General features: G+C 66.9%; 9 protein-coding genes and 3 pseudogenes. 7 read left to right on the top strand and 5 right to left on the bottom strand.

The window, feature by feature from the left end:
• Positions 1-14: 14 nt before the first annotated feature.
• The 6 genes from MLGJGCBP_RS44890 (at position 15) to MLGJGCBP_RS44915 (ending at position 3,918) form a co-directional block, all read left to right on the top strand.
• Positions 15-176: a hypothetical protein gene (locus MLGJGCBP_RS44890; RefSeq protein WP_160093694.1), complete on the top strand. Its 162-nt coding sequence runs from the start codon at positions 15-17 to the stop codon at positions 174-176.
• Positions 167-928 (top strand): 3-hydroxyacyl-CoA dehydrogenase, encoded by a 762-nt coding sequence (locus tag MLGJGCBP_RS44895; RefSeq protein ID WP_160093695.1) that lies wholly within the window; start codon positions 167-169, stop codon positions 926-928. Before MLGJGCBP_RS44890 ends, MLGJGCBP_RS44895 begins: the two co-directional genes overlap by 10 nt.
• On the top strand, positions 925-1,677 hold the full coding sequence (locus tag MLGJGCBP_RS44900; protein WP_160093696.1) for an SDR family NAD(P)-dependent oxidoreductase: 753 nt from the start codon (positions 925-927) through the stop codon (positions 1,675-1,677). The genes MLGJGCBP_RS44895 and MLGJGCBP_RS44900 overlap by 4 nt, the downstream gene beginning before the upstream one ends.
• Before the next feature lie 99 nt (positions 1,678-1,776).
• A complete protein-coding gene (gene fabG, locus MLGJGCBP_RS44905; RefSeq protein ID WP_160093697.1) occupies positions 1,777-2,538 on the top strand; it encodes a 3-oxoacyl-ACP reductase FabG in 762 nt (253 codons plus the stop codon).
• Positions 2,539-2,557: 19 nt separating this feature from the next.
• Positions 2,558-3,010, top strand: a complete 453-nt coding sequence (locus MLGJGCBP_RS44910; protein ID WP_160093698.1) for a MaoC family dehydratase — start codon at positions 2,558-2,560, stop codon at positions 3,008-3,010.
• A 47-nt stretch (positions 3,011-3,057) separates the two neighbouring features.
• On the top strand, positions 3,058-3,918 hold the full coding sequence (locus MLGJGCBP_RS44915; RefSeq protein WP_160093699.1) for an enoyl-CoA hydratase-related protein: 861 nt from the start codon (positions 3,058-3,060) through the stop codon (positions 3,916-3,918).
• Between the two features lie 318 nt (positions 3,919-4,236).
• On the opposite strand, the pseudogene MLGJGCBP_RS44920 reads toward MLGJGCBP_RS44915, so the two are convergent.
• From MLGJGCBP_RS44920 to MLGJGCBP_RS44940, 5 genes and pseudogenes are all read right to left on the bottom strand, one after another.
• Positions 4,237-5,498 (bottom strand): annotated as a pseudogene (locus MLGJGCBP_RS44920) (IS3 family transposase).
• A 145-nt stretch (positions 5,499-5,643) separates the two neighbouring features.
• Positions 5,644-6,003: pseudogene (locus MLGJGCBP_RS53370) on the bottom strand (transposase); the annotation flags it as partial.
• Positions 6,000-6,197, bottom strand: a pseudogene (locus MLGJGCBP_RS53375) (NF041680 family putative transposase); the annotation flags it as partial. The pseudogenes MLGJGCBP_RS53370 and MLGJGCBP_RS53375, both read right to left, overlap by 4 nt.
• 226 nt (positions 6,198-6,423) lie before the next feature.
• Complete coding sequence (locus tag MLGJGCBP_RS54520) at positions 6,424-6,846, bottom strand: TetR/AcrR family transcriptional regulator (RefSeq protein ID WP_442972071.1); 423 nt, start codon at positions 6,844-6,846, stop codon at positions 6,424-6,426.
• A gap of 61 nt (positions 6,847-6,907) precedes the next feature.
• Positions 6,908-10,219 carry a protein kinase domain-containing protein gene (locus MLGJGCBP_RS44940; RefSeq protein ID WP_160093702.1) on the bottom strand — a complete coding sequence of 1,104 codons (3,312 nt, stop codon included), beginning with the start codon at positions 10,217-10,219 and terminating at the stop codon, positions 6,908-6,910.
• A 431-nt stretch (positions 10,220-10,650) separates the two neighbouring features.
• On the opposite strand from MLGJGCBP_RS44940, the gene MLGJGCBP_RS44945 reads away from it, so the two are divergent.
• On the top strand, positions 10,651-11,247 hold the full coding sequence (locus tag MLGJGCBP_RS44945; protein ID WP_236580854.1) for a hypothetical protein: 597 nt from the start codon (positions 10,651-10,653) through the stop codon (positions 11,245-11,247).
• Positions 11,248-11,358 lie beyond the last annotated feature (111 nt).

Below are 11,358 nucleotides of genomic sequence, written 5' to 3' on the forward strand. Positions count from 1 at the left end.
GCGAGGGGGCGACGATGACCAATCACCTCGGTTTCGACGCCGACGTCGTCGACACTGCGCGGCCGTGGCCCGGTTTCCGAAACAGCGAGCTCCTCGCTGTTCGGGCCGCCCGCACGGAACTGGGCCGCACCGGACGAGGACAACTCGTCGGAACAAAGGAGAACTCATGCAATTAGCTGGATCCGCTGCGCTCGTCACTGGCGGAGCGTCCGGCCTGGGGCGTGCCGCCGTCGAACGGCTGATCAGCGCCGGGGCGCGCGTCGCCATCCTCGATCTACCCACTTCGGCAGGATGGGAGCGCGCCGAACAGCTCGGTGCCGCGGCTATCTTCCGGCCCGCCGACGTCCGCGACCCGGACCAGGTCGAGGACGCGGTCGCCGCCGCGACCGAGCTCGGACCGCTCCGGGTGGTGGTCAATGCCGCCGGAATCGGCGACCCGGCTCGCACGCTCGGCCGAACCGGCCCGCTGGAGCTGGACCGATTCACCCGGGTGCTGGAGGTGAACCTGATCGGTACCTTCAATGTCATCCGGCTCGCCGCAACAGCCATGGCCGCCACCGAACCCGAGGCAGGGGAGCGTGGGGTCATCGTGAACACCGCCTCGGTCGCCGCCTACGACGGCCAGATCGGACAGGCGTCCTACTCCGCCTCCAAGGGCGGCATCGTCGGTATGACGCTCCCGATCGCGCGGGATCTGGCCGGCTCGCTCATCCGGGTCATGACAATCGCGCCGGGCATGTTCGCGACACCCATACTCGGTGGTCTGTCCGAGGAAGCCCGGGCGTCTCTGGAAGCTCAGATTCCGCACCCCTCCCGACTCGGTGATCCCACCGAGTACGCCGCCCTGGTCGAACACATCATCACCAATGCCATGTTGAACGGTGAAACGATCCGGCTCGATGGTGCCATCCGAATGGCACCGCGATGAGCCCGGAAACCGGCACCCGTGCCGCCATCGTCACCGGCGCGTCGCGCGGAATCGGTGCCCTCATCGCCCAGCGCCTTGCCGCCGAGGGCTGGAATCTGACGCTGTGCGCCCGTTCGGCGGCATCGCTCGATGCGCTCGCGCGGGAACTCGTTGAGGAATACGGCTCCACAATCGTTCAGGTCCCTGCGGACATGGCGAACGAGGACGACGTGATCCGGGTGGCCGATGCGCACAGCGCGACCTTCGACCGGCTCGACGCGCTGGTGCTGAACGCGGGGATGGGCTCGATCGGCCCGTTCGCGGAATTCCCGGTACGCCGTTTCGACAAGATGTTCGCGATCAATGTCCGCGCAGCCTACGTGCTGGCACAGCAAACGCTGCCGCTCCTGCGGAAGACCGCCGCTGTGTCCGTGCGAAGAACCGCGAAGATTATTGCGGTGTCATCGATGACGGGAATCGTGGGAGAGCCCCTGAACTCGGCGTACGGCGCCACCAAAGCGGCGCTGACGTCGCTGTGTGAGACATTGAATGCCGAAGAGTCGGAGGCCGGAATCTCTGCGACGTCGGTCTGTCCCGGCTATGTTGCCACCGATATGACCGCTTCCCTGGCCGACAAGGTGTCGCCCGAGGTCATGATCGATCCCCGTGATGTGGCCGAAGTGGTGATATCGCTGACCCGATTGAGCAGTTCGGTCGTGGTCCCGTCTATCACGATGACACGACCGGGGTCACATCTCTGGCGCGCCTGACCGAGCATCGATCGAGAGCGCAGCTGCCTCGCAGCATCACCCACTCAAGTTAATCGTTCGGTGCGATACGCACCAACCCCAACCATCAGGAGCAATGAAATGAGTACTGACACCGTTCGGGTGGCCATCGTCACCGGAGCCGCGCGTGGCATCGGGGCGGCTACCGCGAAGCGCTTGGCCGCCGAGGGATTCGCCGTCGCCGTTCTGGACCTGGATGAGGCCGTCTGCAAGACGGTCGCCGCCGAGATCGAAGGAGCGGGAGGAACCGCGCTCGCGGTCGGCGCCGATGTCTCCGACGAGGACGGCGTCAATGCCGCGGTGCAGCGGGTCACCGCTGAACTCGGTGCACCCGAGGTGTTGGTGAACAACGCCGGAATCATTCGCGACAACATGCTCTTCAAGATGACCGCAGGCGATTGGGATGCGGTGATGAATGTGCACCTGCGCGGGTCCTTCCTCATGAGCCGCGCCGTGCAGACATACATGACGTCCGCCAAGTGGGGCAGGATCATCAACCTGTCCAGCACCTCGGCGCTCGGCAATCGCGGCCAGGCCAACTATTCCGCCGCGAAGGCCGGACTACAGGGATTCACCAAGACACTCGCGATCGAGCTGGGCAAGTTCGGCATCACGGTGAACGCGATCGCACCGGGGTTCATCGAAACCGAAATGACCGCGTCGACGGCCGCGCGTATGGGCGTGTCGTTCGAGGACTTCCGTGACGCGGTGGTGAAGGGAATTCCCGTCGGACGCGCGGGTAAGCCCGACGACATCGCGAACGCGGTGGCATTCCTCGCCGGCGAAGGCGCCGGATTCATCTCAGGCCAGGTGCTGTATGTCGCCGGCGGCCCGACCGTCTGATAGGACAGGAACGAAAAGGATGCGAATTTTCAACGGAATCACCGAATTCGAGAAGGCGATCGGAACTCATCTGGGTGTAAGTGACTGGTTCCCGGTCACCCAGAAGCAGATCGATCTGTTCGCGGATGCGACCGGTGATCACCAGTGGATCCACGTCGATCCTGACGCCGCCGCCGCGGGGCCGTTCGGTGCACCGATCGCGCACGGGTTCCTGACCCTGTCGCTGCTGCCCGTGCTCGCCGAGCAGATCTGGCGTGTCGACGGGTTGAAGATGGTAGTCAACTATGGCTGCAACAAGGTTCGCTTTCCCTCGGTGGTGAAGGTGGGCGACAAGGTCCGCGCCGGAGCCGAGTTGACGGCGGTCACACCGACCCCTGCTGGAACCCAGATCACCATCACCGCAACCGTCGAGATCGACGGCGGCGCCAAGCCGGCCTGCGTAGCCGAATGGGTTCTACTGCTGGTGGAGTGACCTTGACGGTCACATCTGAAACAGCAGCCGAAGGGAGACATCAAGCCATGCACTACACCGAAATCGAATACGCCGTCGCCGATGGGACGGCGACCATCACTTTGCATCGACCCGAGAAGCTCAACGCCTTCACCTATACGATGGCGCGGGAACTGGTCGCCGCGTGCGACCTCGCAGACAGTGACGACTCGGTTCGCGCCGTGGTCGTTACGGGAAGCGGGCGAGCATTCTGCGCGGGGGCCGACCTCGACCCCGATGCTGGAGAGTTCGACAAGAAACAATACGACGGCGAATTCTTCGACGACGGTAGCCCGCGGGACGGTGGCGGATACGCATCACTTCGTATCGCCGCGATGCGCAAACCGGTGATCGGAGCAATCAACGGTCCGGCAATCGGTATCGGCTCCACGCTGACGCTGCCGATGGATATTAGAATCGCATCCGAAAATGCGCGATTCGGTTTCGTATTCACCCGGCGTTGCCTAACGCCCGAAGCTGCCTCGACCTGGTTCTTGCCACGGCTGGTCGGCATGTCACGGGCGATGGAATGGATAGCCACAGCCCGACTGTTCGGTTCGGCGGAGGCGTTGGCCGGCGGCCTGGTCTCGCGGGTGTGTCCCGACGATGACCTGCTCGACGTCGCGTATGCGGTCGCTGCGGAGATCGGCGAGAACGTTGCACCGGTGGCGTTCGCGGCCGCCAAACAAATGCTGTGGGGAACCTTCGAGTCGGGTAGCCCCTGGGCCGCCCACAGGCTGGAATCGCAGGTACTTGGCGAGCTCATCGACTCCGCCGATTTCGCCGAGGGAGTGGCCGCATTCCTGGAGCGGCGCACGCCGAAGTTCACTCTCAGCGCCGACGCGAACGTCCCCGCAGCCGTCACCGCATGGCCGCGGTTGCAGGACTGATCACCGCGGCACCGCAGTATGGGACGCACGAAAAAACAAGGGATCACTGACAGAGGAAGAATCGGTGTTCGAGCGCTGCTACTCGCCCATTCGATGGATACCGATACCCGCCCGATCGGCGACCGCCCACGAGATCCGGGCGAGAAGCGCTATGAACTAAGCCTGGATCCGTGTGTGTCACGAACGTTGAAAGGAGCTTGATGTAGGAAGAGCTTCCAGAAACGGTGCTGCGTAGAGGATAAGGGTGTATGGCCCATCGGAGCCGTCCTCGGGGGGAGGTCTTCAGGGGCGTTCCCCCCGAGATGTGGACACCCATTTTTATGCAGCGGTGGCCAGGGTAGCCGATCGCCGTTCGAACTCGATCGGGCTGATCTGGCCCAGGCTCGAATGCCTCCTTCTGGTGTTGTATCGCGTGATCCAACGGAAGACCGCGGCGCATGCCTCACCCGCACTGTTCCTCCGGCCCTGCAGCGTCTCCCGTTTCAACGTCGCGTTCAGCGACTCGGCGGCCGCGTTGTCCGCCGACGTCCCGACCGCGCCCCGCGATGCCGTCACCCCCAACTCACGACACAGGTCGGCGAACTCGGCCGACGCATACTGGGCCCCGTTGTCGGAGTGGAAAATTGACCCCTCGAGACCGGCAGCGCCGCGGCAGGCCGCGGCCGCCCGCAACGCATCGGCGACCAACTCGGTACGCATGTGATCGGCGATCGACCAGCCCGCCAACCGTCGCGAGCCCAGGTCCATCACCGTCACCAGATACAGAAACTCAGCGTCACCGACAGGGAGGTAGGTGGGGGTACCTCCCTGCACGTAGTGCTTGGGGGAATGTCGCCTACGTATTTGGTGTTCGATGCGCTCGCGGTGAAATCCCGGCGGATCAGGTCCGGCACCGCCGCCGCATCCGGGGCGGGGATAGTGGTGCGGACCGGTTTGCGCAGATGCACCCCGACGATCCCTTGCTCGCGCATCACCCGCTCGACCCGTTGGTGATTGACCTCGATCCCGGCATCGCGCAGTTCAGCGGTCACTCGCGGTGCCCCGTAGGTGCCGTCGGAGTCGGCATGGATGACGCGGATCCGCGCCGCCAGCTCCTCGTCGGCGCGGGCGCGGGCGGCCCGGGCCGGTCCGGAGGCCCGCCACCGATAGAAACCCGAGCGGGAGACCTCGAGGATCTGGCACAGCCACTTCACCGAAAAGGTGTCACAGTGGTCGTCAACGAATTGGAAGTGGCTGCTCACCAAGACGTCTCGCCCGCGAAATATTTCGCGGCCCTCCGCAGGATCTCCCGCTCAGTCTCGAGCTTGAAGGATCTGGGCCTTGAGCTGCCTGTTCTCTTCCTCCAACACGGACTCGGACGATACCGTGCTCGCCGGCGCCGCCGACCGCTTCGCACCACTGGCCCGAAGTTCGGTCGTGGATGTATCGGTGCGTTTGCGTTCGGCCCGCACCCAGTTGCGCAGGGTCTCGCGGCTGACTCCCAGGTCGTTGCCGATGCCCTCGAACGTGTGGCTCGGATCGGACAGATACAACGCGACGGCATCGGCCTTGAACTTCGCCGGGTACGCCTTCATGACCATCAGTGACATCTTCCTCTGGGACCTTCACGACCCAGTGTTCACGATGTCCACACAAGAGGGGGAACCCCCACGAACTGGAACTCGGCCCCGTGCCGCGGTGGGCGACCGGTCCTGCCCGGCGGCGGCGCGGTGCGCCGCACACCCGATCCGAGCGCACTCGGCCCAGCACCTGCACCGGCAGGTCCGCGAGCACGAACGCCAGCCGGGCCAGTTCGTACCCGGCATCAAAGACCACCAGAATGTTCAGGTCACCGTCCTTCCACTGCCCAGCCTCGCACAACCGTGGCACCACCTCACGCACCTGGGCGGCGGCGACCGCGGTGGCGTCGTCCTCGGGCTGCAACCGGACCGCGTCGAGCACCGCCGTCCACGAGGTACGCCCGGTTTCGAGGGCGGCGACGAACGAGTACGGCCACCCGGGATCATCTGCGCCGGGCCCCTGCCGGGGCCGTAGACGTGACAGAACCCGCGCTGCGGGCTGGTCGGGGCGTCCGGGCGCAACCATGGGCTGACGTCGACCGCCAGCACGATCAGTCCGTCGCTGCCGCCGGAAAGCCCCAGCGCGGTAACCGCGTGTCGAAATCGGTCGAATTCGACTCGTCCGCAGTTCATTCCGTCGTAGAGTGCGTCATGGCCGCGGCGATGCTCGGTCAACGACAGACCGACCAGCGTTCGGACCGGCTCGCCCGAGCACAGCATTGCGTCGGTCAACCCGAACACACGTCCCCGCGGGTAGGCAGGTAGCGGTAGAATTCACCCCGCAACCGCGCCAACGCCTTTCGACGCTCCTAGTGCGAGACTTTTTCGCCGGCCCACCCGCCCGCCCGTCCGCCCGGAGGGCACCCGGATTTTCGCGGCCACCGCCTCTATTCTCTCGAATGTTCTGTGGTTGAAACATCGAGAATGATCGGGTGGTGGCCGCCTTCTACCCCCAGGACACGCCGAACAACATCGGATTCGGCTGCTGCACGCCTCGCCGAGGTTGAATCTCGAGCTGCGATGGCGGGGATGGCCGCCGCGGCAATCCAGGGAAGATCCTATGCACGGCTTGCGTCATGGTTTCGGAGACCACGGCTTGAAACAATGTCTGCGTCGAAGGCATGTGGTTGTAGAGGCTGGAGGGGCGGATACCTATCGCCTCCGCAATATCGTTCATTATCGTGCCGTGGTAGCCCCCGTCCGCAAAGCAGGCAACCGCGGCCGAGCGGATATCTGGAGTGATCGGCGGGCTTTCCGAAGCTTCGCGCCTTCCCAATTGACGACCTCTCGTGCGAATTCGCAGCTCGTGAGGGCAGGACAGGTCCACGCCCTTTCGGGTCTGAGCGCAGTGGATCGAGTCTCCGGACATGCCGGGGCGGTTCAGTCTCCATCAGACCCAGTGCGGTTCAGCTGGAGTGTGCGGGTGATGCTCAGGCACGCTCACCCTGGGTGTGCTCGACGATCCAGGCCGCGATCTGGGCTCGTGAGGTGAACCCGAGTTTAGTGAGGATGTGTTCCACGTGGCCCTGCGCGGTGCGTTGGGATATCACGAGCTGGTTGGCGATGGCCTTGTTGGTCATGCCCTGCGAGACCAGTTCGGCGACCTGCCGTTCCCGTTTGGTCAGGCTCGTCGTCGTGGGACCAGCGGGTGGTGCGGGGGCCGGGGTGTCCTCGCCGAGGGCGTAGGCGACGGCAGCGTCGAAACCCTGGGCCGCACCCTCGCGGCGGGCGGCCTCGAAGGCTCGCTCACCGAGTGCCCGGCGGGTCAGCCGCTCGCAGTCCTCGTGGTGGGTGAGCAGGTTGGGGTACAGCACCGGGGAGCTACCGACGGACCGGCCCAGTGCCTCGGCGGCGCCCAGCAGGACGGCGGCGCGCCGTGCGTTGTCCTGGTCGGCGGCGATCCATGCCAGTGCCTCCAGCGCCACGGCGGCGGTGAGCGGTTCGTCCACCAGTCGGGTCAGCCGCAGACACTGTTCCAATAACCGAACCGCTCGGCCGCGATCGCCCTGCTGCCAGACCGCCACCCCCATGGCCCACAGCGAGTACGACCGGAACACCGATTCACCGTGGGCTTCGGTGGTGTCGAGCGCCCGCTGATGGCAGGTAATGGCTCGAGGACCGTCCCCTTGCAATTCGTACGCCAGTCCGAGGGTCATCAGAGTCCACACCCGATCCGACAGGTTGCCGCGGGCGCCGAACGCCTCGACGGCTTCTTCCAGGCGGGTGCAGGCGTGGGGAAGATCGCCGCTGAAGAGGGCCAGGAGCCCGCCGGCGTGGGCGACGCGGGCGTGGACGACGGGATCGGTCATCTGCTCGGCCAGCGCCCGCGCCTCCTCGACTCGCGCGGTTGCGGACGCGATCTCGCCCTGCAGTCCGGCCAGCACGCTGTCGGCGTACAGTGCGTCGACTCGTGCCGTGGCCGGTTGCCCGGGCCGGTGGGCCAGGGCGCGGTCGAGCCAGTGCCGTCCCTCGCTGAGCAGGCCGCGGGAGAGCCAGAACTGGAACAGGGCGGCGGCGATCCGCAGTCCCGCGGTCGTGTCGGCGCCGGGTTCGGACAGGCAGAATTCCATCGCCTCGCGCAGGTTCGGTTGTTCCCGCTCGAGGCGCGCGATCCATTCTCGTTGCCGGGGGCTGATCCACTCGGCCTGCGCCCGTAACACCAACTGCTGGTACCAATCCCGGTGGCGACGACGCAGTACCGAGTGCTCGCCGGACTGCTCGGACTTCTCCCGGCCGTAGTCGCGCAGTGTCTCGAGCATCCGGAACCGCACCACCGGGCCTGCGTCTTCCCGGATCAGGATCGACTTGTCGACCAGCGAGGTCACCACATCGAGCAGGTCGCCTTCGGCCGGATCCGTGGCGCAGACGTCCTCGGCCGCGTCCAGTTCGACACTGCCGGCGAACACCGACAGCCGGGCCCACAGCTGTTGTTCGGCCGGCGTGCACAGGTCGTGGCTCCAGTCGATGGACAGCCGCAGCGTCTGCTGCCGTGTCGGCGCACCGCGGTTGCCGCGGGTGAGTAGCGTGTACCGGTCGGTGAGCCGTTGCAGTATCTGCTCGGGCGACATCGCCCGCAATCGTGCGGCCGCCAACTCGATCGGCAGCGGCAGACCGTCGAGTCGTCGGCAGATCCGGGCGACCGTGACTCGGTTGTCCTCGGTGATCTCGAATCCCGGCACCGCGGCGGCGGCCCGCTGGGTGAACAACGTGATCGCGTCGTACCGGGGCAGTCCGCGCAGGGTCGGCGGGCGGTCCGGGTCGGGGGCCGTCAGCGGGGGCACTCGCAGCACCGCCTCCCCACCGAGGGTGAGGGGTTCGCGGCTGGTGGTCAGGATCCGCAGCTCCGGGCAGCTGCGCAGCAGCGTCTCGGCCAATGCGGCGGCCGCATCTACGACCTGCTCGCAGTTGTCCAGTATGAGCAGCAGGTGCCGGGGGCCGAGGAATTCCGCCACCACGTCGTCGAGGCGGCGCGCGGACCGGTCCCGTATCCCGAGGGCGGCGGCCACCATGTCCACCACCAGCGACCCGTCCTGCAATTCGCCCAGCTCGACCCACCGCACCCCGTCGGCGAACCCCCGCCGCACATCGGCGGCCACCCGCAGCGCCAGACGCGTCTTGCCGACACCACCGATGCCGGTCAACGTCACCAGACGCGAAACCGACAGCAGGTTCTTCGCCTCGGTCAGCTCGTTGCGGCGACCGACGAAACTGGTCAGCTCGAGGGGCAGGCAGCCGACCGAGACCCGGAGCGCGGGCACCGTCGACGGGGTGGCCCGGCCCGCCGTGGTCTGCGCGGGTTGTGGGCGGGTGCGCGCCGGATCCCGGCCGCGCCGTGTGCCGCCCGGTTCGCCGGGCAGGGCCATTTCGTCGACCGGGAGGCCGTGAGCGAGTTGGATCCACCGCAGTGTGTCACCGAACTCGTCGGCGGCGGGGCGCTCTCGTGGGTCGGCAGCCATGGCCCGTTCGATGACCTCGGACACGTCGTCGGGGATGCCGTGGTCGCGTAGGTCCGGGACCGGCTCGGTGGTGATCCGCAGAAACTGGGCGACCAGGTGCTCACCGCTGCGCCGCTCGAACGCGGCATGCCCGGTGACGGCGCAGAACACCGTGGCGCCGAGGCTGTAGATGTCCGAGGCGGGGCTCGGGGGTCCGCCGCTGAGCACCTCGGGGGCGGTGAAGGCCGGCGACCCGGTGACGGTGCCGGTGGCGGTCTCGAATCCGCCGGCAACGTGGGCGATGCCGAAGTCGGTCAGCGCCGGCTCGCCGTAATCGGTGAGCAAGATGTTCGAGGGTTTGACGTCCCGGTGCAGGATGCCGATCCGGTGCGCGGACTCCACCGCTCCCGCCATTTTCACCCCGAGCCGGAGCGCATCCTCCAACGGCAGCGGTCCGTGGCGGCGGATCCGCGCGTCGAGACAGTCCTGCGGATGGTAGGGCATCACGAGGTAGGGGCGGCCGCTGTCGGTGGTCCCGACGTGCAGGGCGCTGACGATGTTCGGGTGTCCGGTGAGCCGGCCCATTGCCCGCTGTTCCCGGAAGAACCGGGCCCGGTTCTCCTCGTCGAGGTCGGCGGTGAGGACCTTGACCGCGACGGTGCGGTCCAGGGTGGGCTGGGTGCAGCGGTAGACGACACCGAAACCGCCGCGTCCGATTTCGTGGGCGTCCTCGAACCCGGCCGCACTCAGCTCCGCCGTGACCGTCGTGGCCACACGCTGCGTCTCGAACGGATCACCTGCGTCCATCGGAGTGTCCTCGCCATGTCTCCTCGGCGGGGGAGAGAACAGGGCCCGGACGGTGCGACTCCCACGGATGCAACATGCAACTCACCTCGGAAAAGACTGTGCCTTCAGGATATCGATTCCTGACGGGTACCACGGACTGCTCGATCGGTGAACACCACCGCTGGGGGCAGACCGTTCGGTCTGTCGTGGCAACCGGTGAACCCGCGGAGCGTTCAGGCCCGCGTGCGGCGTATCGCATGATCCCCCGGGCTCGCGGGCCGCGATGTACGTGGCAGCCCTCGGAACAGGGGTTGGCGAGCATGTGGTGCGTGGAACATGGTTGTCGTGCTCTCTGGGGGCTCACTGGTGACCACGGGATGGGGGTGTGCCGGAGTCGTGCCGGTGGGCGTGGCGCCGGGTCCTCGGCCGGCGACGTGGCTAGGGTCGGGTGGGTGAGCGGCAGCGAGCGGGTGGTGATGTTCGACATCGACGGCGGTCTGGCGGACCTGTCGGCCTTCACGCACCTGCTGTCCGGCGAGTCGGAAGGGGGCCGCCGGCAGGCGTGGCAGCGGTTCTTCGACCATGTCGGGCGGGCGGCGGTCATTGAACCGGGCCGAGATCTGGTGGAGGCAGCGGCCGGTCTGGGTCTGGTGGTGGTGTATTCCACGACCCGGCCCGTCTCCTGCGCGGAGCAGACTCGATCATGGCTCGGGGACAACGGGTTTCCGTCCGGTCGCGCGTTGTTGTGCCGTTCCCGTGGTGATGTCCGGCCGGCGGTCGAGGTCAAGGTCGGTCACTGTCGGGCCGTGGGGTCGTGGTTGTCGGGATTTGTTGACGACGAACCGGACACCGTGGAGGCACTCCGCTCGGGTGGGGTGCGGGCGCACGCGTTCGATGAGTTGTCGGGCCTGCGGGTGGGTGAGCTGAAGGCGGTGCTGGCCGCCGCAGGGGGTCCCGGCGCGTGGACCGGCAACGGGACGAGCCGACGGGAGCGACAACGCGGTACGCCGCACCACCGGCAGGGTCGGGTGGCGCAGGGGTCGCCCTGAGCTGGGACTTCCGTGATCGTGTCGAAACGAGTTCTTGGGCTGGGTCGCGCTGGGGCTTGACCGAGATGTCGTCGGGTGCAGCGCGGCCGCCCAGGGTTCAGCGCTACCGGT

It is taken from the genome of Rhodococcus sp. T7, from assembly GCF_009872365.1.
Taxonomy (GTDB): domain Bacteria; phylum Actinomycetota; class Actinomycetes; order Mycobacteriales; family Mycobacteriaceae; genus Rhodococcus_F.